The organism is Thermogemmatispora carboxidivorans (assembly GCF_000702505.1).
Taxonomy (GTDB): domain Bacteria; phylum Chloroflexota; class Ktedonobacteria; order Ktedonobacterales; family Ktedonobacteraceae; genus Thermogemmatispora; species Thermogemmatispora carboxidivorans.
This window is the reverse complement of record NZ_JNIM01000001.1, coordinates 1,010,796-1,034,815: the sequence shown is the minus strand read 5'-3', so window position 1 is coordinate 1,034,815 and position 24,020 is coordinate 1,010,796. Positions and strand designations below refer to the sequence as shown.

Below are 24,020 nucleotides of genomic sequence, written 5' to 3'. Positions count from 1 at the left end.
GCACCCAGTAGCACAGCAGCAGCAAGGAGGATCGCAGACGGGATGAATCTCCTGGACATCGAAAATGCCCTGCGCCTTGATCTCTTCGATCCCGCAGGACCTAATCAGCGCTGGTCGAGCGCAGACCTCGAGCGTGCGATTGACAAAGCCGTCATCCGCTACAGTCAGTATTATCCCAATATCGGCTACTGCGATATGAACACCCGCCCCTACCAGCGGACCTATCCTTATCCACAACCGTGGAACCCAGCCTATCCCGTCTGGTGGATCGAACGCATCATCTACCCGCTACAGGCTTACGGCAGCTACTTTCAGCCACCACCAGGCGGCCTGAGCGCCAGTCCCGGCAGCGGCGGGGGACTCAGCGCCGGCCTCTATCAGTACGCCGTCACCTTTCTGAGTGAGGGCGGCGAGACCACTCCCTCCCCCGTCACGAGCGTCTCGGTGGCAAACAATGGTAGCGTCAGCCTGAGCAATATCCCCCTTGGCCCGACGCAGCCCGCCCTGCCTGGCAGTGCCCTCAACAGCGTCATTGGGCGCAACCTTTACCGAACGCAGGTCGGTGGCAGCACTCTGCTGCTGCTGACGACTCTGGGAGACAATAGCACCACGAGCTACCTTGACACAGCACCCGATAGCCTTCTGACAGGCAGGCCGCCAGCGCCTACTGTGAATACCAGCGGCGTTATGCTCTGGCCTCCCCGAGAGCGCGATTTCGCCGAGTATTCCAATCTGTTCGAGAGCAGCACCGCCCTGGCTGCAGGCGGCAACCTTGGCCTCCAGGGAAATGTCGGCAGCGGCCAGGGCCCGCTTGCCTCTCAGACTCCGAGCTTTACGCTTAAACTCTCCAGCGCCGAGCTGCCCCGCGACAACACCCTTGTCATGCGCGTCTTCTATGCCACCAGACATCAGCTCGACGCCAGCGGCAGCACTGTGCCCGAGCTGCATCGCGATCTTATTGTCCTGGGGGCCAGCCTCTACGCTATGGAGGCCTATCAGGTGCCCACCAACGACAACTTCAGCTTTCAGGACGGCGAGTTGCATGACCACCTCGATGACAGCATGATTCCTCGTGCCTGGCAAGAGGCGATCGCCGCCCGCCGATCCCAGTTTGAGACTCGCCTGCAGGAGATTCGCAACCAACGCGACTTCGCCAGCGCTGCCCGCGTGCAATGGGGCGATATCCCTGCTCGCTGGGCCCGTCTCTAGCGGTAGCTACGTCGACCACATAGTCAATGAACAATCAGGAGAAGCCCCCTATGCAGGACCTGCTAAGCCTGACTAACCTGCTCATTACTCTGGCTCTGATTGCCGGCGCCTTTGCCGCTTACCACTACGGCTTTGCGCGCACCGCCGACGAGGTCAAGGCGCGCGTCATCAGCGTCATGCAACACGAGATTGATACGCTCAAGGATCGTCTGGCCGCCTTGGAGAAGGAGAACCTGCGCCTGAGCCAGATCATTGGGGCTATTCGCCTGGCCCTGCAACAGCGCGGTCTCCATATCACGATCGACGGCGAGCTGGTCTGCATCCATGACCAGAGCGGCGGCTGCTCCCAGACCAGCCGCATTATCGCGCAGGCCGCGCCTGCTCCAGCAGCCAGCACAGCGGACAGCGCTGCCACAGCTGCACACCACCGCCACGAGGAGGTCTAGCCGTATGCCTACTATCGGTGTGGACTGCGAGATCATCCTGGATGGAGTCGGCTACTTCGTCAAGCCAGGTAGCTACCGCATGGCACAACCGCGTATCCGACGAGCCAGCGTGCGCGCAGACGGAGGCGAGGCCTACGTCGATCTTGGTCCGGGCCGCAGGACCTGGAGTATGACGATTCTCTGCCTCAATGACCTCGTCGGCTACGATGGCCGACCCACTGGTCTGAGCGGTCAGTACTATCGTGATGCCTTGCGCACAAGCTACCTCTCCTCAACTGGGCGCACCCTCCTCTTTAGCGAGCCAACTGGCGGGACGCCCATTCCCGTGCACTTTGACTATTATGCAGAAAACGCCTGCGATCTGCATACTCAGCAGGTGCCTCTCTCCAGCGGCGCGCCAGGGGGCCTCAGCTACGAGGTGACCATTGAACTGGTCGAGGCATAGCCTTTCTGGCAAGGCCCTTGCGTGCTTTCTTGACACCTCGGGAAATGCATCCTTACACTGAATAAGGATGGATTTATACGCAATCACTGCACATCATAGCGGCCAGGCTCCCGCCAGCGGGAGCTATTGTAGCGGCAGAATGGCGTACGCAAGCGAGACAATGGTAGCCTTCGATGTTACTGACCGGGTCCCCGAACAGCGGGCACCACGCCAGAGACCATCTGGAGCATGGCTTCATCACAGCTCAGCGAGGGGCGTGGGCCTCTCTCTCATCGGGCTACTAGTAGCCTGGCTGTTGGCTATGGGGAGCAGCGGCCCGGCGCACGCAGCGAGCTGGGACAGCGGCACGCTCAGCAGCAGCCCCAGTTCGGGGCCGGCGGGCACAGTGATTACGGTTAGCGGCTCTGGCTGGACCCAGCTGAGCGACGGCACCCAGGTCTCGCTCGGCTACAGCCAGCAGGACTGCTTGCTCGGCTACACCCCAGCGAGCAATAGCCAGCCAGGCACAGTAGAGGGCGGTAGCTTCAGCGGCTGGCTGGTCTTGCCAGGCAGCCTGGCCCCAGGCACCTACAAAATCTGCGCCATCATCCAGGCTACACCAATCCTGGCCGGTAGCTATACCTTACTGTCGAGCACACCACCCAAGCTGAGCATCAGCCCAACGCAGGTGACAGCAGGACAGACCGCCACTGTCACAGGGAGCAATTTCCTCCCCGGCGGTACTCAGGTGACGCTGGTCCTGCAAGCAAGCGGTGCCACGTTCAGCCTGGGGAGCGTTACGAGCGATGGACAGGGGAACTTCACCCGCAACATTACTATTCCCAACGGCCTTGCCGGTCCAGCCCAAATCAAAGCGAGCGCCGGCAATGGTTCACCGGCTCCCATCAGCGCCAGCGTTAGTTTCACTATCAACGCAGCGCCCATACCGGATTCGACGTCGGTGCCGTCCGCCACGCCGACGACCCTTCCCTCTCCAACGCCAACGCACACCCCAACGCCAACGTCGGTCCCACCAAGCGCCACTGCTGATAGCAACACCAATCGCATGCCGGCAATCGCTACCGCCAGCACCAATACGGGAAATCAGGCGCAGAAAACGACTCCGGCCAGCCCGTCATCGCCTCTCGGCCAGCTGCTCCCGTGGCTACTCGGAGCCACCGGCGGCGGCCTGCTTCTCTTCGGCCTCCTCGGCGGCTTTGTTCAGTACCGCCAGCGACGCCAGAAGCCAGCCAATAGGCGCCTCAGCTCCGTCCACGAGAGCGAAACGCTTCCTCTGTCTAGCGTAAGGCCGACGCTGACAAACGGCTCGCCACCTGAGCAGCCACAGCAGAACGGCGAGGGAGGACCCTGTCCCGCCGTCCCGGGACAGGCCCAAGAGGAGCAGGCGAGTATCGCCCCCACAGAAGTCTCCTTGGAGACCTTGATGCGCCAGGTGCAAAGCGGCTTATCGGTCTTGCCAGGCCGCAGCCAGAATACGCATCAAGAGTAGCCAGCCACAGAAGCCGAGGTAGACGAATAGACCAGTTGGACCAAATGAGGATTGGAGGACAACAGAGGCAAGGGACGTGGGAACCCAGCGCAGGAGGCTATTCCTTCTTCTCTCACTCCCTTGCTCAGTCCTCCAGCCTTAGCGATAATGACGCGCCAGCTCCGAGGCATAGCGCTGGCCAACTTCTGTCACATGGGCCTGTAACCAGTCGGCCAGATGGGTCCGACCTGTAGGGGCCTCATGCGAGACCAGGAGGTTGGCCATCAGGCCATCGATCTCATCGCGCGTAATCAGGACATCGCCAACCAACAAAGAGAGTAGCTTGCCCAGAGCCAAAACCAGGCCAGGCGGAGCCGACACCAGCCATACGCGCCTTCCCAGAGTGCGCGCTATCAGCGCAACCATCTCCCTATAGGTGAAGATATCTGGCCCGGCAGCGTCAACAATCACATCCTCTTGCTGCTGCCCCACCTGCACCGTCAGGTCAGCCATATCCTCCACATAGACCGGCTGCAGCTGATAAGTTCCGTCACCAAAGAGGGCAAAGAGCGGGAAGTGTCTTAACAGCCAGGCAATATTATTGATCAGGATGTCCTCCCGGCCAAAGATAACGGTCGGGCGCACAATGGCATGGGAGAGGCCGCTCTGCCTCAAATCCTGTTCTAAGAGAGCTTTGCCCCGGAAGTATGGGAAGGGCGAAGAGAGACTTGGATTGCTGATGCTGACGTGAACAATGCGCTCAACGCCAGCCTCACGCGCCGCCCTGAAGAGACGACGAGTGTTCTCAATTGCGCGCTCATAGCTCTGGTGGCCATACGGGAAACGTACCCAGTAGGTGTTGTAGAGCACACGTGCACCGCTGAGAGCCTCGCGCAAACGGGACGGATCATCAAAAGCCAGGGGGAAGGCCCGCACCTGGCTACCCAACGGATGGCTACGCTGCGGATGACCGGTAAGGGTGCGTACCTCCTTGCCGAGTGCCAGCAGGCGACGGGCAATGTATTGGCCTGTGTAGCTAAAGGCGCCAGTCACCACATTGATCTCATCGGTAAGAGGCATGGTATGCTCCTTAATAAGGACAGACATCCCTCCACAGTGCCGCCCTCCTCACTCTGCAGCACAAGGCTCGCCCCACATCAACACGAGAGGAACGAGTGAGCGAAATCGTCGATCTCTGAAGGCCAGGCCCGAAGAGATAGCCACCACACGGACAGACTTTCATTCCCTGATTATAATACATATATGCAAATATTCCTTATATTAAGGAAGAGAGGAGGTGGACAGCGAAGGACCAGAGGAATAAGAATGACTAGCGTCCTGCCAGAGAGATGCCCAGGAGAGCGTTTTCCATCAGATTGGCGCAGGCTCGCTCAAGGTCAAAGGGTCCCAAACATTCACATTTCGACTAGTACATTTGGATATCCTCTTCAGATTGCTTGACCGGCTGAGACGCATATTTTATACTCCCCTCTAGGGCGATGGCAGGTGGAAAAGAGAAAGCGCGCAGCCGAAGCACACCAGGCCATCGCCCTGGATCTGCCGGTCGCGTTCCATGTCGAGCACGCGGCACACTGTGCGCACCAATCGCTGACCGGCAATGACCGCCGGTGCCGAGAGGTAGGGATCGATGTTTAGACAGACCGACCCCGACCTGGGGAAATTTTTATTACGAACGCTCACGCTCACCATCTGTACTTGCTTACTAGCAGTTTCCGTGATCGGCGTGCTAGCCAATCTGGTGCCGATGTATGCGGCGTCAGGCCCGCAGATTCCACTGCTGCAGCCGCTTGACGACTCGCCGACAGTGGTTGCTTCACCAACGGAGGCGCCCACGGCTCCGCCCAGCCCCACACCCACGGCGCAGCCGACGACACCGCCTCCTTCTCCCACCTCTGCCCCAACGGCCCAACCAACCAAAACTAGCACGCCTCCCCCGGCACCGACGCGTAGCGCGTCGCCAACCGCAGTATCTGGCGTCACCCCCACTGCTACGGCGGCGGCCACTGTCACTGTAACACCTACGGCGACCGCCAGAGCAACCGCCACCAGCCAGGCGACCATGACCCCCACGGCGGCCCCCGCCATGACCAATAGCAATGCCAATAATGGTCAGCAGAGCAATGACAATACGGCGGCCACAACGCGCATCGCCCAGCGCAACAATCTGAGCTTTCTCCCGGTGGTGACAGGCATCGTCTTGCTGCTCCTGGCCCTGATTCTGGTGGGCGTGCTCCTCCTGCGCCACTATATTGCGCCTGAGCCGTTGCCGCGTCCACGCTTGGCCTCCGGCGCGCGCCCCTGGCGCCGCACCCGCAGCCCAGAGAGCCTGGCAGGTGACCGCGATTTGGCGGGTAATCCTCTGCCCTTACCCCTGGAGGGCAGCCCTAGCAGCCTCACGTTGGGCAACAACTGGCAGCCGGCTACCGCTTCCGCTCACCAGGCGCCACTTCGCCTGGGCAACGCAACGCCAGCGAGCGACTCCTTTGCCGCTGCCCCAACACAAATGCAGCCGGCCACCTCTATGCCCATCTCGCTCTCTCAATCTGCGGCAACACCCTCGCCGGCCTCGGCTCGACCGTCGCCTCTACCTGCAGCGGTCGCCCATGACCTGCCACTCACGCCGACCGGGCTGACAGTGACCCCCGGCAGCTCCTCCTCGACTCAGCACAGGCAGAGCGCTCCTCCTTCCAGCACGCTGGAAGATACAGCCCGGCGCCCAGCTACCAGCCGTTCGGCTTCCGGCGCTCCTGCTTCCAGTCGCCTCAAGCGCAACTTTCTCTTTCCGACTACCAGCCTGATGCCCACGACGGGCGAGCTCCCGGTGGCCTCGAATCTCGCCTTTCCACCTCACGGAACCAGCCCTTTCAACGGAAATTTCCTTTTCCCAACTACCAGTCTGGTTCCCGCCGAGGGGATGTCCCTTCCGACCGGCCCCGGTACTGGCAGCGGCCTCCACGAGATGCCCCCCCAGCTCTCGCCCCAACCCGGGTCTCCAGGGCCATCGACTCCCGCTCCCTCGCCTGGAGAGCGCCAGACAGATCCAGGCTCTTCAACGCTCCCGCCCTGGCTGGCCAGTCTGACAGCCGATGGCCCCTCCTCCGGAAGTGGAGAACAGGGACGAGAGCAATAGCAGCAACAAGGTTGACTAAGCAGACCTGCACCTGGAGTGAGCAAGCAGTGGCTGCTCCTCGAGAGCAAGAGCAGCCCTGCTTGCTCACTCAGTGCGTAGGGCAATGATCGGATCAAGCCGCGCCGCACGTACCGCCGGATAGAAGCCAAAGGTGACCCCCACGAGAGCCGAAACCCCAAAAGCCAGCAGAATCGACAGCGGCTGGGGGACAAAAGGCACCCCAAAGTTCGTCGTCATGAGCCAGCCGGCCAGCAAGCCGAGGACGATCCCAAGAATGCCGCCTAGAGAGCTGAGCGTCAGCGCCTCTATGAGGAACTGGTTGCGAATATCCCGCCGTCGAGCACCAACAGCCATTCGAATGCCAATCTCTCGTGTCCGCTCCGTGACCGAGACCAGCATGATGTTCATGATGCCGATCCCTCCCACTGTCAAGGAGATGCCCGCAATCCCTACAAGAAGCAGGGTCAAAGTCTGGGTTGCCTGCTGGGCTGTCTGCAGCAACTGGTTGGCATTGCGAATCTGAAAGTCAGCGGGGCTTCCGGCGCTGATGCGATGGCGCTTCAGTAGGGTGGCATCGACTGCACGCTGCACCGTATTGACATGTTCAGGTTTATCGACCAGGACTTGAATCTGATCGACATAGCTACTGTTTTTGAGGCGTATTAAGGCAGCGGTAAAAGGAACAAACACCACATCGTCCTGAGAGAAGGCCCCAAAAGAACCTTTCGGCTGCAGCACGCCCACAACGCGAAACGTCTGAGTGCCAATGCGGATCGTCTGGCCAACGGGATTGGTGCCGGATGGGCCAAAGAGACTGTTGGCTACCACCTGGCCGAGCACCGCGACAGGCAAGCCTGTCAGCTCATCATGAGCATTCAGCCAGCGCCCACCGGCAATCTCCCAGCCCTGGATCTGGCGATAGCCCGGGTAGACTCCCTGGATGCGCGTATTCCAGTTCTGGCTACCGTAGATCACCTGGGCTCCGAGTGAGAGTACTGGCGAGACCTGGACAACGTGCGGGATGGAGGCTAAAGCGTCGGCATCGCCCTGGGTCAGGCTCTGCTGCGAGCCAAGCGAGCTGAAGGCTCCGCTGCTGGTAGCCGCCCCAGGGACGATCAGTAAGGTATTGGTTCCCAAGACGCTCAGACGCGCCTGGATCAGCACACTGGCCCCCTGGGTCAGGGTCATGGCCGCGATGACAGCCGCCACTCCGATGACAACCCCGAGGGTGGTAAGCAACGAACGTAGACGGTTGGCCCAGAGGGATTCAAAGGCACTGGCGAAGTTGGCCACGAGCAGACTGCCACGATGTATCTCCCGGCCCTCCCGACGCTGGCTGCTGCCCTCTATGGGCAGCGCTGGCGATGGAGGGGCCTGTCTGCCACTCCCCTCACGGACCGGCTGGGCCACCACTTCTGTCTTTGCCGCCGCCTGGCGGTCACGCTCAACTGGCCCACTCATTGCTCCTCCTCCGCAGGAAGCGCTCGATAGCCGTCGTTACTGGCCGGACTGCTCTGATAGTATTGGAGCAGCTCATCCTGGGCTGAGCGCGTGGCCACGACTGGCTCATCGCTCACGATTTGCCCATCACGGAAGAGAATGCGCCGGCGAGCATAGGCAGCGATGTCGCTCTCATGGGTCACGAGAACAATCGTCAGGCCCCGAGCATTCAAAGCCTGCAGAATGGCCATGATTTCAATGCTGGTTCGACTATCAAGATTGCCGGTTGGCTCGTCAGCGAGCAGCAGGGCAGGATTATTAACCAGGGCCCGGGCAATGGCGACACGCTGCTGCTGGCCTCCAGACAGCTGTGAGGGACGATGGTGCAGGCGGCTGCCGAGGCCAACCAGCTCTAGAGCCCGACGCGCACGTCGCTCTTGCTCAGCGCGCGAGAGTCCGGCGTACATCAACGGAAGAGCCACATTCTGGAGAGCAGTAGAGCGGGCCAGCAGATGAAAGCCTTGAAAGACGAAGCCGATGCGCCGATTGCGCACATCGGCCAGCTCATCCGGGGTCATCCGACTGACTCTGCGCCCCACAAGCCAATAGTCGCCACCGGTGGGCCGATCCAAACAGCCCAAGAGATTCATAAAGGTTGTCTTTCCTGAGCCAGAGGGTCCCATGATAGCCACAAACTCCCCGCCTCTGACAGTCAACGAGACTCCCCGCAGAGCCGGAACGGTGGTTTCGCCCAGCCGGTAGATTTTGGTCAGGTTACGCACAAGCACAATCGGTGGGCGTCGCTGGGTCGCAGGAACGGACCGCTCGTCGCCCTGTACCAGTTGTACTTCTCGGTCGCTCATAGTTCTTCTCTTCTCTCTAGCGCTGAGGATCAGCTCCCTCTTCTCGGCAGACAGACAGGCAGTTGCTCTGATGGGCAGCTTGCAAGCTCGCAGCCCTTTCTCCCAAGCAGTGCCTTCCGGGTGAATGCCTCTCTGCCTCTATTAGATCATAAGCGTCGTCTAGCTGCCTACCTGGTTGAGGGAGGTAAATGGGCCACCCTGGGCGCCAGTGACGACGCTCTCGCCGACTTCTAAACCAGCAAGCACCTCGTAGGTGTTGCCATCGGTCAGACCAAGGACAACCGGTTTGACTACCCAACGCTCGCCAGCACGCTCCAGTACGTAGCCAGGCGTCGGCTGCTCGCCCGGCGGAAGATTGCGCAGCCCCTGCAGAAGCTGACGCGCCTGGGCAGAGGCCGCTTTGATCTGGGCAGGATCAATGATCGGCGTCCCGTTGCGTTGGGCCAGGTTGGCGGCGCTGCGTGCAAAATTGACGGCATCGACTGGGATGAGCAGGACATCCTCATGTTGAAGGGTGGTAATAGTCAGGTTCGCAGTCATTCCGGGAAGCAGATGAGCATCGCGCGCGCTGCTGAGATCGATATCGACAGTGACCGGGTAGGTAACAACGTTGGACACACTTTGGCCAAGGGGCGAGATAGCGCGAATGGTGCCGTTGAACTGGCGGTTACCATAGGCGCTGACCGTAAAGTGGACCTGCTGGCCTGTGTTGACAGCACCAATGTCGGCCTCATTCACATTAGCCGTGATCTGGAGGCTGGAAAGATCGACAAGCTGCATGAAGGCCGCGGTGGCAGGGCTTCCCGCACTGCCTCCTGATCCCGTACTCACCCCACTGCTCTGCCCGCTACCACTTGCACCGCTGGAGATTCCGCTGAGAGAGCCGCCAGGATAACTGCCGACGCTACCATTGATGGTGGCAACCACCCCAGCATGTGGAGCGGTGATAGTGGTCAGATCCAGATTGTGTCGGGCTGCCGTGAGCTGGGCCTGAGCGGTCTTTAACTGGCTCTGGGCGTTGTCTACTTGCGCCTGGGCCGAGGCAATCTGTGCCGCCGCCTGGCTCTGAGCCTGGGCATATTGGTCCTCAGCCAGTTGCTTGCAGTTGGGCGGCACCGACTGATTCAGCGCCGGATGGTCACAGTTATAGAGGGCATTCTGCTCCTGATCATAGGCAGTGGCCAGGCTGGCATTGGCCTGCGCTTCAACCTTGTTGAGGTTGTTCTGGGCATCGGTGAGAGCTGTCTGGGCCGCGTTGACCTGAGCCTGGGCTTGATTGACGGCATCTTGCAACGAGGTCGAGTCAAGTTTCGCGAGCACCTGGCCAGCGCGCACCTGCTGGCCCACGCTGACATAGAGAGCGCTGATCTTACCACTCGTGGGAGCATTGACATTATAGACGGTCCCCTGCAAGGTACCAGTGGCACTGACGATCTGGCTAAAGGTGCCGCGCGTGACACGCTGGTATTGATAGGTCACTCGCCCACGCCTGAGCGCCACCACTGTCAAGACACTTCCCCCAATGAGCAAGAACAGGAAAATAAGGCTGATGATCACCTGCCAACGCCTCTCTCGCCACCAGGGACGCGCTGGCTCGGGCATGTCCAATTCTTCAAAGATCTGCGTTTCCTGATCGTAGAAATCAGGAATAATCTGCTCTCTACTCTCAGTATGTTCTTGATCAGCCATAAGGCTATCAGCTCCTCAACTGAAAAACAGAATAGATATTACGATTGATGCCATCCGTGCACAAAACAACCCTCTTTTCTAAGATACAGGAGCAGTTGCATCCTTCATCTCTGGGGAGGAAGCGGTCGACAATGGCCCCAGGCGTGCCAGCTGTCTGTTTCTTTCCAGAGTACCATAGAGCTAACAGTTTGGGAAAATCCCCATATGCGAGTACGATAAAGGTAGAGCAGAGTTACAGAGCGGATGGTCCGGTACTAGCGCCGCCGGCGTCTGCTCTGCCAGATAGCATTGATCCTGGCTTTTGGCCGCTCCGCTTCGGGCACCCGCTGGGGTAGACGAGCGAGTGAGCAGAAGAGAGCAAGCAGAGCAAGAGCGATGCTGGTCTATGGCTTTAACTGGAAGCGTTACCGGGAGCGAGTGATGCCAGCTTTCGCGCGCTGGCTCACGGCCAATGAGGTCGGGGAGGTCGAGGCGCTGTACGCTGCCACGCGCCTGGCATACGAGGAGGCTTTTCTACCCGAGGCCATGCAGTCGGCACGCACCTGGCCTCGGGCAGCGGCCTTTGTCGCCGCCCTACCTCGCGGCCCCCACAGCCTCTACGAATATCGCCTACTCTGCTCTGCCGAAGAGTTCACGGCCCTCAGCGATCGCTATCTCTACCGCCATGTCCCGCATCTCCATCGCTGTTCGGAGGCGCTGGCCACAGTCTGGAGTGCCATCGTTGAGCACTACTGCGTGCGTGGCGAGGTCCTGGCCACGATAGAGCAGCAGGCAAGACCCAAGCGGATCGCAGTGGGTCTGACGAGCCAGCCAGAGGAGGCTGACGGCAAGCCACTGCAGCTGAGCGAAGCCTACTTTGAGGTGGCCAGCCCTGACTTGGAGGAACTGGACGCAGAGGGCTTCTTTCTTGGGCAGCATCCCAACGTACTACGCCTGCGCGGCTGGTTAGCAGCTATCTCACCGGCAGCGCTGGCACTTTTTGAGTACCTGGCTTGTGGACGGCGTGCCCTCCCCTTTGAGGATAGCTTCACATCCGCTCCGCAGGAAACCTTCTCTAGCACCTCTTTCGGCCACTACATCGGCTACCTGACGCCTGCCGAGGTCAAGAGGTTGACTCATTGCCTGCGTACAGTCACAGCCCCGGAGGCCGAGGCCGCCGCCAGGGACTACGATCGCTTTCGCCAGGGATTGGCCGCGGGCCAGGGCCAGGACATGCGCCTGATCGATGAAGTACTCCCAGCTTACGGCGCCAACCTATTAGCTGCAGTCCGTCTCGCTGCAGAGCGGGACCTCGGCCTGATCTGCCGCCAGCTATAAAGACCTCCTGCAGCTCGCTGCTCTCTCTCCGCTTTACCTTCACCTGGGATGCTCTCACCTCACCACCCCTTCCCTCCCTACTCCCTGACGGTCAACAGGTGATACGATGACAGGGGATTGCCAGCAGAGACGAGGCAACCTGGAGCTTGATGACCTCCACTTCTCTCCCTTTGTTAGACTTATTTCGATCGATGGAGGAACTCCCATGAGCGTGAGCGAAGGAGCTTGCTTTGCCCATATGCTAGAGCGCATCTCGCGCGATGCCCTTTTCCTGCTAGAAGACCTGCCAGAAACTGATCTGAATCGCCCGCTTGAACTGCCCGAAACTAACACCCTCTTCGCGCTAGCAACTCACCTGGTCGGAGCCGCCGAGTATTGGGTGCTTGTTCTCGTTGGACAGCGCCAGATCGCACGCGACCGCGCTGCCGAGTTTCACGCCCGTGGAGACTTTGCGGCCCTAAAGGAGCGCTATGAACGCTGGCTAGAAGCGATGCATGAGGTTCTGGATAGGCTTCCAGATACCCACCTGCAGGCGCCTGTGAGTGGGCCAACCACCTATCGCTATGCCCCCACAGATCGCCCTTTGATCGCGCGCGACGCCCTCCTGCACGCCGTAGAGCATTCAGCTCTGCATTTAGGCCATATCCAGCTTACCCGTCAGCTGCTGGGCCTACCCGTACGCGGCTAGCCTCTTCTCTCCCCCCAGAGCGGGAGCTGCTGGCAGCCTGCCGCCGTTCTCTACAAGCGGAGATGGGGCGGAACAGGCTGCCATGCTCCGGCCCTGGGCAGAAGCCCCCACAGGTCAGGAAAAGCCAAGCTATCGATCAGCTTTCTCAGCCTTGAGGGTCCTTCTCTGTCTATCCTCTTACAGGACCTATCTTCACCTGGGAGCGCTTTACATTCAGATCGCGCCTTGACTTCTACACCTATATATTCCACAATTTATTTTGAAAAATAAAGACAAACAATACCTCTTCCAGCGAGCAAGATCTGATGTAACCACCTGTCTGTAAGCAGCGTCAGGAGCAGGGGAGAGCCATCATGACCAGCTTTGCCGAGATTGCCACGCTTGAAAACGCTCCGGTCATCCATGCCCGGCGGAGAGACGAAGTCACGGTGATCGCCACCCGTGTACCCTTCAGAACCGAGATGCTGGAGCGCTGGGGCTGGATAGTCACAGTAGTGGACGGAGGAGGAAGGACTCTCGAAGGGGATAGCATCGAGATCCTCTCTGATAATACAGGAGGCAAATACTGTAAAATACTGAGCTACCGGGAAATGCTCAGCTACAGTGCCCGTTGGGACTGTTGCGACTGGACTCCTGGCTACCCAGGTGCCCCAGGCTCTGGTCGCCTATCCGAGGAAGAGCGCCTCGCCCACAGCATTCAGGACCTTCACGAGGCCCTTGGACAGCTTCCTCGGCAGCAAGACCTCACCGCTCTCTCTACCTCTCTCCAGACTCTCAGGGAGCAGCTCACGGCCATCGCCGTCGACACCCAACCGCTCAATGAACAGCTTCAGCAACTGAAAGAGACCCTCTCGGAGGCAGTGCAGACACTAGAAGAGAAGATTCATCAGAATGATAGTGACCTGGCTCAGCAAATACTGCGGACTATCACAATGATCGAGGAAGAGGAACAAGAGTGGCAAGATCGGCTCTCGCAATCCACTGCAGAACTGAGGCAGTCGATGGACAACACCCTGACAGAGCAGCTGGAAGCCAGCAACCATCACCTGAAGGAGAGCGTTCAGCAGATTCTCGCAGATCATCGTCAGGCCATGCAAGATCACCTGAGCCGCCAGGAAGCGCACTTAGAGCAGCTCGCCCAGAGTGCTCCTGCGATCGAAGAGCATCTGCACCATCAGCTTAGCGCCCTGGAGCAAAAGGTTGATGCTACACTCTCCAACCATATCACACCCGCTATCGACGGACTTACAGGCGAGCTGCGTGCGGGTCTGCCCTCTGTGGCTGAGCAGCTACAGGCCACCCTCCAGGTCAGCAAGAGTGAGATCCTGGAGCAGATCACACAAACAATGGTCGAGACCCGTGCCTTGAAAGCCACACTGGAGAGCACTTATCTTTCAGAGGAGGAAGAGCCAATGGATCAGGAGGCCAAGAAACTCGCCTCCGGCGTCCAAACTCTCTCAGATAAGTACCTGAACAGAATTATTATGCGTAGCGACCAATATCTACGTGATCTTAATAAAGAAGCCAAAGATGCCTTCAGAGCCACCCAGGGTTTTTTTGGAGCTAGCCTGTTCTGCCTCCTGCTCACAATCGCAATGATCACCGCAGCCTTCCTCCTCGGGGCAGACCCGCGCCTCATCGCTGGCAGTATCTTCGCCAGCATAGTCTCAGCCCTGACAACATTCCTGGGAGCCTGGCGTCAATTTCAAGAAAAGACTGCTAGCCTGAGATTACAAGCCTTAGCCAGCCTGATGACCAATGTCCGCCTTGCCCATCTCCAGTTTATGATCGATCACATTGCTGACGATAGCTGGCGCAAAGAGCAGTACGAACAGATCGTCGACCAGCTGCTCAATCGCTACTTCTTAAGCTAAAGGCGAGTGCCCCACCCTGAACCAGTTCGCCAGCTCGCCTTGTGCGGAGGCCAGCGGAGAGAGAAGCCCAAGCCTTTCTTCCATCACAGACGATGAAAAGGACAGGGGAACACAAAGGGGAAGTCAGCCAGCTGCCACCTCTTCCAGCAAGGCTACTGCCGAGCAAGCGATGCCTTCGCCACGACCTGTAAAGCCCAGGCCGTCGGTCGTCGTCGCCTTGACACTGACCTGCGCCAGCGGCAGCTCCAGCAACTCTGCCAACCGCGAGCGCATTGCCATCACATATGGAGCCAGGCGAGGACGCTGCGCAATGACCGTCGCATCGACGTTCACCACACGCCAGCCATGCTGGCGTAACAGATCGCGCGCGTACGTCAAAAAAAGCGCGCTCGGCTGATCCTTCCAGCGAGGATCATGAGAAGGGAAATGCATTCCGATATCGCCGAGGGCTGCCGCTCCCAGCAAGGCATCCACCACCGCATGGATCACCACATCGGCATCCGAATGACCAGCCAGGCCCATCTCTGAAGGAAGAGCGACCCCCGCCAGCACCAGCGGTCGCTCGGGAGCAAAGGCATGCGCATCGAACCCACAACCAATACGCAACGTCATCGCGGCCACGTCTCCTGATGCACCAGATATTCCGCCAGCAGAAAATCTTCCTGCGTCGTAATCTTCATATTGGTGTACGAGCCTGGGAAAATCACGACGCGGTAGCCCAGGCGCTCCACCAGCGTCGCATCATCACTCACCTCCTCCTCCCCCATTGTCTGAAGACAGCGAGCATGATGAGCCTCCCAGAGCAGAGGAAAGGCGAAGACCTGCGGCGTCTGCACCACCCACAAGTGAGCACGCTCTGGCGTCTCGCAGACATAGCCTCCCTCGACCACCTTCAGCGTATCCTTGACCGGAACCGCGGCCACCGCCGCCTGATGCAGGCGAGCAGTTTGCAAACCCGCCTCAATCAGGGAAGACGAGACAAAAGGGCGCGCCCCATCATGCACCAGCACCCACTGGGTCTCCGGCAAACGGCGAGCCAAAGCCTCCAGCCCCAGGCGCACCGAATCCTGACGGCGCGGTCCACCGGCTACAACCGCAACCACCTTACGCCAGCCCTCCTCAGCCAACAGCTCACAGGCCTCGGCCTCGCGAGCAGGGTGGACCACCAGGACAATCGCCTTAATCAGCGGGCAACCTTCAAAAGCATCCACCGTACGGGCCAGCGTCAAGCGCCCGGCCAGCGGGGTCCAGAGCTTATCGCGACCGGCCATACGCCGGCTACTGCCGGCAGCCACAATTACCACAGCGGCTCGTTCTTGCATAGCAATAATCCACCAGCGCCTCCGCCTATAATGAGAGGCACCATCTGACTGGTGCCTGCCTACCCGACATCTACTATGACGTTCTCTGGCAGCCAGAGAGAGCCAGGTCCCCCTTTTTTCTTGTCGCTCCCACCCAGCCAAACTGACACGCTTCCAGCGACCTGCTGGCCCTGAATCTGGCCGGGTGCTGCCGTCTTTTCTTTCCCCATCCCCCACTACTCCGCTCCAGGCTAGCCCTGACGCTGCTTGCCGGTCGATTGTCCCTGACTGCTGGAGGTAGCATTGCCGCTGCTCTGCTTCGGATAAGCGAAGATCAAACGCCCAGCAACTGTCTGAATCACCCGCGTCACCGTCACATCGATCGTCATATTCATATACTGGCGGCCCCCCTCCACCACAATCATCGTCCCATCATCCAGATAGCCTACGCCCTGACCCAGCTCCTTGCCATCCTGCATAATCTTAATCGCGATCTCCTCACCCGGCAGCAGGACCGGCTTCACCGCATTCGCCAGCTCATTAATATTGAGAACCTTCACCCCCTGCAATTCAGCAACGCGGTTGAGATTGAAATCGTTGGTGATAATCGGACAATGGAGCGCGCGCGCCAGCTTCACCAGCTTGCTATCGACCTCCTCCGAGCTGCTTTCCATATCCGTATCCATAATCTCCACTGGCACCGTCGCATCCTTCTGCAAGCGATTCAACATCTCCAGGCCGTGCCGCCCCCGATTCCGCCGGAGCGTATCAGCAGAATCGGCGATCCGCTGCAGCTCGTTGAGCACAAAACGTGGCACCACCAGCTTCCCAAAGATAAAGCCCGTCTGACTGATATCAGCAATACGACCATCGATAATAGCGCTTGTATCCAGCAAGATCTGCGGCCCCGCCGCGCTGGCCAGAGCCTCTGCCTCCTTCGCACGTTCGCGCTCGCGCTCGCGCTCGCGCTCCTCCTCCCGCTCACGGCGGCGTGTCAGAAAGAGCGACTGAAACAGATGAGCCAACTCACTCTTGCGTAGGACGGCCACCATAGCCCCCAAATAGCCACAGATGATGGCCGCTACCACAGGCAGAATATGGCCCCAGTTCTCCGGCAAAGCCCCCAGCGGAATACCAAAGAGCACGGAGATCAGCAGGCCCACAATCAACCCAATGGTACCCGCGATCAGATCACTGACCGCCACGGTCCGCAGCTGGTGACTGACCCAACGATAGGGGACAATGGTCACATAGGGAGTAATCACAAAAGCAATAAGTCCGCAGGCAAACGCAATTGCAGCAGACCATTCGAGCTTTTCAAGCAAGAGCGTCGCAAGTGGATGCTCCACAAAGAAGACGAAGAAACTGACGCTGGCAGCCAAAAGCGCCCCAATGCAGCGAGCGATTGTATTAACAGACATCCCATCAGCCTCCAGAAGGGTGAGAGGTTTGACCACCGACGACGGGCCAGCGTGAGGTAAAGCATGCGGGCAGGAGCAGAATAGATGATAAAGAGACGGACAAGAACGATGATTCCGGATAACAGGGCCTGGCCTGCTGTGCTGAACCGCCAGAAACGCGCCCGTCGAATCACAAAAATCGTCATGCCAGCTATAGAGTATACCGTTTTCCCGGGTCAGAATCAAGAGCAACGATCGACCTCTGGGGGCGAGAACCACGATAAGGCACGAAACACTCACCTCCATTATTTAAGCTCAGCAGATGCTCCAGTCACGAGACAAGAGTCACCCTTGCTGGTTAGTGTAGCGCGATTTCCAGGGCAACTGCAAGAGTACTGGCGGGAATGACCCGGCACTCCTCAGCCAGCCCTGCCCCCTCCAACTCGCGGCGCACCCGCTCCGTGCGTCCGCTGGCGGGGACCAGGCAGCGTTTGAAGCCCAGCTTCGCCGCCTCGCGGACGCGCAGCCCCAGGCGACTGACAGGGCGCAGCTCTCCCGAGAGGCCAACCTCGCCAATCAAAGCCAGGTCGGGCGGGATACGCCGGTCGCGATAGCTCGAAGCGATCGCAGCAGCCACGCCCAAATCAACAGCCGGCTCCTCCAAGGTGAAGCCACCCACCACGTTAGTATAGACATCGTGATTGCCCAGGGCCAGGCCGACCCGCTTGGTCAAGACCGCCAGCAGCATCAGCAGGCGATTATGCTCAATCCCATTGGCCGTACAGCGAGCGATGCCGAAATTGCTGGGAGTGACCAAAGCCTGGACCTCCACCAGCAGTGGGCGTGTCCCTTCCATACTCACCACGACCGCTGAGCCACTGGCGGCCCCGGGGCGCTCGGACAAGAAAAGAGCTGACGGATTGGGAACCTCCTGCAGGCCCTCTCCGTGCATCTCAAACACCCCTACCTCGTGGGTCGCACCAAAGCGATTCTTGACGCCACGCAGCAGCCGATAGGTATGGTAGCGCTCCCCCTCCAGATAGAGCACACAATCGGCAATATGCTCCAGAGCTTTGGGGCCTGCCACCGTTCCTTCCTTGGTGACATGGCCGATGATGAACATCGGGATGTGGCTACTCTTCGCCACCTGCATCAGGTGCAACGTACACTCGCGCACCTGGCTGATACTCCCCGGGGCCGAGGTCAGATGAGTGGCAAAGACTGTCTGAATGGAATCGACCACCACCAGGGCTGGCTTGAGGCGAGCAACAGCCTCGCAGATCACGTCTAGCTCGACCGTTGCTAGCAGATAGAGACGCTCACCGGTGATCTCCAGGCGTTCGGCGCGCATCTTGATCTGCTCACTTGATTCCTCCCCCGAAACATAGAGGACCGGCCCTACATGCTCGGCAATATGGCCTGAGACCTGCAGGAGCAGGGTTGACTTGCCAATACCTGGTTCGCCACCGACCAGCGTGAGCGAGCCAGGCACGAGGCCACCACCGAGCACGCGATCCATTTCGGCATAGCCGACCGAAAGGCGCTCGTGAGAGAGGGCCTTCACCTGGGTCAGGGGTTGTGGCCCCAGGGGAGTGGCAGAGGCTCCCACGGTCGCAGCTGCCCCGGTCAACAAGGCATAGCGGCGCTGGGGGGCGGAAGCCGACGCCGGCATTTCAGGAAGGGAGACCTCTTCCAGGGTGTTCCAGGCGCCGCAATCGGGGCAGCGTCCCAGCCACTTCGTCTGCTCCCCACCACACTGCTGGCATACAAAGCGTGTGCGAGATTTGGGCATAGAATCACATAACCAGAATGCGTGCTTCAAAGCACGTCATATTCCACTGTAGACCTGGACAGCCTGCCTGACCGGCGCCTCAACAGACAGACAGGCAGAAGGAGAGCGCCTACAGCTGCCGGCATTGTCTGCGGGCAGCAACTAAGGAAACAAGCGGGCGAGGACAAAAAAAGAGGAGAGCCTGCGGCGCGCGAGACGCGCCAGAATGGCTCTCCTCTGCCCACTATCAACCTGGCAAGGTTTCACCGGCGGGGCTGCCCTCACTGCTCCCAGCAGAGAGCGCCGCCTGTGGTGAAGCCGGAGCAGGCAATTGCTCCAGCCGACTGCGCACCTGCAGCTCGAGAGCATTGCCAACCACCACCGCCTCAACCACATCGCCGGCATGGAAGCGCCCCTGAAGCAGACCCTCGGCCAGCGGATCTTCGACCAGGCGCTGGATCGTGCGCCGCAGCGGGCGGGCGCCGTACTGCGGATCGAAGCCCTCCTTGATCAAGAAGTCCTTGGCAGGCTGCGGGACCACCAGCTCGATCTGCTGCTCCGTCAGCTGATTGCGCACGCGATTGAGCAACAGATCGACGATCTGATACATATCCTCGCGGCGGAGCGAGTGGAAGACGATGACCTCATCGATACGATTCAGGAACTCGGGCTTGAAGGTATTCTTCAGCTCGCCGAGGACCTTGTTCTTCATCTCCTCGTACTCGCTCTTATACGCCTGCTCCTTATCCTTGGTCAGCTTGAAACCGATTGATGCCTCACGGTTCAGCAAGGTGGCGCCCACATTCGACGTCATGATGATGATCGTGTTGCGGAAGTCCACCGTGCGGCCCTTCGCATCGGTCAGCTTTCCATCCTCCAGGATCTGGAGGAGCATATTGAAGACATCGGGATGGGCCTTCTCGATCTCATCGAGCAAGATCACGCTGTAGGACTTACGGCGCACGGCCTCCGTCAACTGGCCGCCCTCCTCATAGCCGACATAGCCTGGGGGAGCACCAACCAGGCGAGCGGCAGCATGGCGCTCCATGAACTCTGACATGTCGATCTTGATCAGGGCGTCCTCGCTACCAAACATGAACTCGGCCAGGGCGCGGGCCAGCTCGGTCTTACCGACGCCGGTGGGACCGAGGAAGATGAAGGAGCCAATGGGGCGCTTCGGATCTTTCAGCCCGGCCCGAGCGCGGCGGACAGCGCGCGCGATCTTCTCAATGGCCTCATCCTGGGCAATGACGCGCATATGGAGGGCCTCCTCCATATGGAGCAGGCGCTGAGACTCCTCCTGAGCGATGCGCATCACCGGGATGCCAGTCCACATCGAGACGATCTGAGCGATCTCCTCCTCACCAACCACGGGGCGGTCGCTCCCACGCTCTTTCTGCCAGCCTGCTTCCAGCTTGGCAATACGCTCGCGCAGCTTCACCTCGCGATCGCGCAGTTCGGCGGCCAGCTCGTAATCCTGCTGCTGGATAGCAGCCTCCTTCTCGCGGAGCACCGCCTCCAGGCCCTTCTTGGCCTCTTTCAGATTGAGCGGGGCCAGCGAATGCTGCATGCGCACGCGGCTGGCAGCCTCATCGATCAGATCGATGGCCTTATCGGGCATGAAACGATCGGTAATATAGCGGCTGGCCATCTCCGTCGCCGCCTTGAGAGCCTCATCCGTGATCGTCAAGCGGTGATGGGCCTCATAGCGCTCGCGGATTCCCTTGAGGATCTCGATCGTCTCCTCAATGGTCGGCTCGCGCACGATGACCTCCTGGAAGCGGCGCTGGAGGGCGGCGTCGCGCTCGATATACTTGCGGTACTCATCAAGCGTGGTAGCGCCGATGCACTGGATCTCGCCGCGGGCCAGAGCCGGCTTCAGGATATTGGCCGCATCGACCGCACCCTCTGCAGCGCCGGCCCCCACCAGCGTGTGGACCTCATCGATGAAGATGATGCAGTCGCGACTATTACGGATCTCCTCGATAATCTTCTTCAGACGCTCTTCGAACTCGCCACGGTACTTGGTGCCTGCCACCAGGGAGCCGACATCCAGCGTGAGCAGACGTTTGCCCGCGATGGTCTCGGGGACCTCGCCGGCGACGATGCGCTGCGCCAGGCCCTCAACGATTGCCGACTTACCGACACCAGGTTCGCCAATGAGCGCCGGATTATTCTTGGTACGACGCGACAGGATCTGAATGACCCGCTCGATCTCCTGATGGCGTCCAATAATCGGATCGAGCTTCCCCGCACGGGCATCGGCTGTCAAATCGACGCCCATCGCGTCGATCGTCGGCGTCTTGGAGTGCTTGGCATCGCGCTCATGGGGCGAGCCAGACTGGCTGAGCACCTGGATCGTTTGTGTGCGCACCTTCTCCAGGTTGACCCCCAGGCTTTCCAGGACACCGGCGGCGATTCCCTCACCCTCGCGCACCAGGCCAAGCAGAAGGTGCTCGGTGCCGATGTAATGGTGATTCAGGCGGCGCGCCTCGTCCACGGCCAGCTCGATGACCTTCTTGGCCCGGGGGGTCAGGCCAATCTCCCCAAGCACGATACGGTCACCGCGCCCAATGATGAACTCAACGGCGCTGCGCACCTTGTTCAGCTCGACACCCAGATTCGCCAGAACCTTGGCGGCCACACCTTCGCCCTCGCGTACGAGGCCCAAAAGGAGGTGCTCTGTCCCGATGTAATTATGCTGGAAGCGCTGGGCTTCCTCCTGGGCGAGGCTCAGGACCTTCCTGGCTCGCTCGGTGAATTTATCAAATCTATCTCTATCCCTGTCGTTCACCTGTTTGTCACCCCCCTTTCAGTGGCAGAGGGTGGAACCGAGCCCTCTGTGTCGCTCAGGTAAACTTGGTAATTCATCATACAACACCCTTCTTTGCAGCGTCAAGCAAGAACGACCTGGGGCATTGCCGTCATCCATGGATCACTCCTCTACACGCTGAAACAAGCGACCCCCTCACTGCTCCACTCTCGCCTGTCGCAGCAAGGAGGTCGAATAGCTCAGCTGTTCAGGTGCGCTTGCACGCTCGCGCATCCGGTGCAGGTGCCTTCGCCCAACCCGGTGCTAGCCCAGGCCTCCCCTCAGCTAGAACGAGTAATCGGCCAGCTGCTGAGGGCTGGCTTTGCCTGGCCTATCCTGATAGCGTGCCAGTACGTGTTGGTGCTTTAGCGCTTCTTTCTCTCGTTCAGGAGCGTAGCGCACTAGCTGAGTCAAACCCAGCGCCGCGCTCCGCAACGCAACAGGTGTGCGCTAGCTGCCAGAACCCTCCGTCTCCTCGGTTGTCAGATTCTTATTGCGCTGAAGAGCAGCGGCCCGAAAAGCCTCAGCCATAGCGGTGATCTCACCATCGTCACCCAGCAGCAGGTGGTCGAGCAAGGATGGCTCACTTTTCTCAGTGCGTTCGCGGCGCTCGCCACGCCCCTCTCGCTCACCCTTCTCACCACGTTCGCGGCGCTCGCCACGCCCCTCTTGCTGGTGTTGCCCACTCTCCTGACGTCTGGCCACCTCTTCGAGGGACAGCTTCATTTTATCATCTGTGGTCCCCCTGGTGGTAGTCTCAGCCGAGCCGCTGCTGGGAGCCGTCTGATTCTGACCCTGGCTCGGCCCCTGACCCTGGCCCTGGGCCTGAGCCTTGGCACTGTCCGGTTCCTCGACCTGACGCAGGCTGAGGCCGAGGCGACGGCGCTCAGGATCAATGCGCAGAATGCGCAGCTGGAGCTGCTGGCCTTCGTGCAGGCTGGTCTTGGGGTCCATTCCAGGAGGCAGCTCGGAGAGGTGAATCAGGCCCTCAATACCGTCTTCGATCCGGGCAAAGGCCCCAAAGGGCGCGATCTTGGTAATCGTACCCGTCACCAGCTGGCCAGGCGAGTAGCGCTGCTCGACCGTCGTCCAGGGATCAACCTCGGCCTTCTTGATGGAGAGTGCGATCTTCTTCTTCTCTTTGTCAACGCTGAGAACCTGCACCTCGACTTCCTGGCCAACATGCAAGACCTCGCTGGGATGATTGACACGGCTCCAGGCCAGTTGGCTGATATGGACGAGGCCATCGGCCCCACCAAGGTCAACAAAGGCCCCGAAGTTGGCGAGATTACTCACCCTCCCCTTGCGAATCTCGCCCGGCTTCAGCTCATCCAGCAGCTCCTCACGCCGCCGCTGCCGCCACTCTTGCACCGCCTGACGCTCAGAGAGGATCAACCGATTACGAGCGCGGTTAATCTCGATGATCTTGAGCTGCAGCTCTTTATCCTTCATGCTGGCCAGCTTGGCCGCCGTCTCCTGACTCTCTCCACCCGCTGCCACCTCCTCACGCTTCAGGCTCTGGATTTGTGAGATCGGCACGAAGCCACGGATGCCGTTGACATCGACAATCAGGCCGCCCTTGTTGTAGTCGATGACGCGCGCCCTGATCAACTCGTTGTTGCGATACTGCTCTTCAACCAGACGCCACTGGCGCTCAGCGTTGGCTTTCCTCAGCGAGAGCACGGCATGGCCGTCCGGTGTCTCTGGCTGCACAACATAGACAAGGACCTTGTCGTGCACTTTTAACTCGTTTAGCGAGCCATAGCCGCTGGCCGGTAGTTCCTTGGTTGAGAGCACGCCCTCTGACTTGAGGCCGATATCGACCAGAATCTCATCCTGGTCGATGCGCACGATTTCCCCTTCGACAACATCGCCACGTTTGAGGCTGGTGGGATTGTTCGCCGAGGCCAGGAGGGCCTCCATGTTCACGTCTTCTGATTCTTCCGGGTTGCCAATTCTGCTGGTTTCAGGCTCTCTTGCTTCAGACATGGTTCGTACCTGCCCGCTTTGAGATTTTTCCGCTGGCGGTGTCGAAAGGTCGCCGTGCTGTTGTGCTTGCATGGGTAAAATACCCCCTTCGATCCACGGTTTTTTTGCCTTGCCCCTCGAGCGCCCTCTGATCCTGTCTAACGTGTGTCGTACGTAG

General features: G+C 59.8%; 19 protein-coding genes. 8 read left to right on the top strand and 11 right to left on the bottom strand.

All coding sequences use genetic code 11. The features are described 5' to 3' along the window. Positions 1-42 precede the first annotated feature (42 nt). The 4 genes from N688_RS04050 (at position 43) to N688_RS04035 (ending at position 3,589) form a co-directional block, all read left to right on the top strand. Positions 43-1,209 (top strand): hypothetical protein, encoded by a 1,167-nt coding sequence (locus N688_RS04050; RefSeq protein ID WP_052888085.1) that lies wholly within the window; start codon positions 43-45, stop codon positions 1,207-1,209. A gap of 50 nt (positions 1,210-1,259) precedes the next feature. Beyond that, entirely contained in the window at positions 1,260-1,655 is a 396-nt protein-coding gene (locus N688_RS04045; RefSeq protein WP_052888084.1) for a hypothetical protein, read from the top strand. A 4-nt stretch (positions 1,656-1,659) separates the two neighbouring features. Then, a complete protein-coding gene (locus N688_RS04040; protein ID WP_052888083.1) occupies positions 1,660-2,100 on the top strand; it encodes a hypothetical protein in 441 nt (146 codons plus the stop codon). A gap of 139 nt (positions 2,101-2,239) precedes the next feature. Continuing rightward, complete coding sequence (locus N688_RS04035; RefSeq protein ID WP_238321126.1) at positions 2,240-3,589, top strand: hypothetical protein; 1,350 nt, start codon at positions 2,240-2,242, stop codon at positions 3,587-3,589. A 138-nt stretch (positions 3,590-3,727) separates the two neighbouring features. On the opposite strand, the gene N688_RS04030 is transcribed toward N688_RS04035, so the two are convergent. Both N688_RS04030 and N688_RS23465 read right to left on the bottom strand, forming a co-directional pair. Then, positions 3,728-4,648, bottom strand: a complete 921-nt coding sequence (locus N688_RS04030; RefSeq protein WP_052888081.1) for an SDR family oxidoreductase — start codon at positions 4,646-4,648, stop codon at positions 3,728-3,730. A 411-nt stretch (positions 4,649-5,059) separates the two neighbouring features. Next, the gene (locus N688_RS23465; protein WP_238321064.1) at positions 5,060-5,692 is read right to left on the bottom strand and encodes a hypothetical protein; all 633 of its coding nucleotides are present in this window, start codon (positions 5,690-5,692) and stop codon (positions 5,060-5,062) included. Here N688_RS23465 and N688_RS04020 point away from each other — a divergent pair. Continuing rightward, positions 5,673-6,719, top strand: coding sequence for a hypothetical protein (locus tag N688_RS04020; protein ID WP_238321063.1), 1,047 nt, complete (start codon positions 5,673-5,675; stop codon positions 6,717-6,719). The two genes, N688_RS23465 and N688_RS04020, sit on opposite strands and share 20 nt — an antisense overlap. Before the next feature lie 84 nt (positions 6,720-6,803). Here N688_RS04020 and N688_RS04015 read toward each other — a convergent pair whose 3' ends face one another. The 3 genes from N688_RS04015 to N688_RS04005 all read right to left on the bottom strand — a co-directional run bounded on the left by N688_RS04015 (position 6,804) and on the right by N688_RS04005 (position 10,711). Beyond that, complete coding sequence (locus N688_RS04015) at positions 6,804-8,180, bottom strand: ABC transporter permease (protein WP_052888079.1); 1,377 nt, start codon at positions 8,178-8,180, stop codon at positions 6,804-6,806. Beyond that, complete coding sequence (locus N688_RS04010) at positions 8,177-9,022, bottom strand: ABC transporter ATP-binding protein (RefSeq protein ID WP_238321062.1); 846 nt, start codon at positions 9,020-9,022, stop codon at positions 8,177-8,179. The genes N688_RS04015 and N688_RS04010 overlap by 4 nt, the downstream gene beginning before the upstream one ends. A gap of 159 nt (positions 9,023-9,181) precedes the next feature. Beyond that, positions 9,182-10,711, bottom strand: a complete 1,530-nt coding sequence (locus tag N688_RS04005; RefSeq protein ID WP_052888078.1) for an efflux RND transporter periplasmic adaptor subunit — start codon at positions 10,709-10,711, stop codon at positions 9,182-9,184. Between the two features lie 375 nt (positions 10,712-11,086). Between N688_RS04005 and N688_RS04000 the strand changes: the two genes are divergently transcribed. The 3 genes from N688_RS04000 (at position 11,087) to N688_RS03990 (ending at position 14,590) form a co-directional block, all read left to right on the top strand. Beyond that, entirely contained in the window at positions 11,087-12,028 is a 942-nt protein-coding gene (locus N688_RS04000; RefSeq protein WP_052888077.1) for a hypothetical protein, read from the top strand. Positions 12,029-12,233: 205 nt separating this feature from the next. Then, on the top strand, positions 12,234-12,716 hold the full coding sequence (locus tag N688_RS03995) for a DinB family protein (protein ID WP_052888076.1): 483 nt from the start codon (positions 12,234-12,236) through the stop codon (positions 12,714-12,716). Between the two features lie 353 nt (positions 12,717-13,069). Continuing rightward, positions 13,070-14,590, top strand: coding sequence for a hypothetical protein (locus N688_RS03990; RefSeq protein WP_052888075.1), 1,521 nt, complete (start codon positions 13,070-13,072; stop codon positions 14,588-14,590). Between the two features lie 123 nt (positions 14,591-14,713). On the opposite strand, the gene ispF is transcribed toward N688_RS03990, so the two are convergent. The 6 genes from ispF to N688_RS03960 form a co-directional block, all read right to left on the bottom strand. Continuing rightward, positions 14,714-15,202, bottom strand: a complete 489-nt coding sequence (gene ispF, locus N688_RS03985; RefSeq protein WP_052888074.1) for a 2-C-methyl-D-erythritol 2,4-cyclodiphosphate synthase — start codon at positions 15,200-15,202, stop codon at positions 14,714-14,716. Further along, complete coding sequence (ispD, locus tag N688_RS03980) at positions 15,199-15,912, bottom strand: 2-C-methyl-D-erythritol 4-phosphate cytidylyltransferase (protein ID WP_052888073.1); 714 nt, start codon at positions 15,910-15,912, stop codon at positions 15,199-15,201. The genes ispF and ispD overlap by 4 nt, the downstream gene beginning before the upstream one ends. A gap of 230 nt (positions 15,913-16,142) precedes the next feature. Continuing rightward, positions 16,143-17,312 (bottom strand): PIN/TRAM domain-containing protein, encoded by a 1,170-nt coding sequence (locus N688_RS03975; RefSeq protein WP_052888072.1) that lies wholly within the window; start codon positions 17,310-17,312, stop codon positions 16,143-16,145. A gap of 337 nt (positions 17,313-17,649) precedes the next feature. Continuing rightward, positions 17,650-19,083, bottom strand: coding sequence for a DNA repair protein RadA (gene radA, locus N688_RS03970; protein WP_052888071.1), 1,434 nt, complete (start codon positions 19,081-19,083; stop codon positions 17,650-17,652). A 226-nt stretch (positions 19,084-19,309) separates the two neighbouring features. After that, a complete protein-coding gene (locus N688_RS03965) occupies positions 19,310-21,856 on the bottom strand; it encodes an ATP-dependent Clp protease ATP-binding subunit (protein ID WP_052888070.1) in 2,547 nt (848 codons plus the stop codon). A 468-nt stretch (positions 21,857-22,324) separates the two neighbouring features. Beyond that, positions 22,325-23,863 (bottom strand): 30S ribosomal protein S1, encoded by a 1,539-nt coding sequence (locus N688_RS03960; RefSeq protein WP_081838488.1) that lies wholly within the window; start codon positions 23,861-23,863, stop codon positions 22,325-22,327. Between the last annotated feature and the right edge of the window lie 157 nt (positions 23,864-24,020).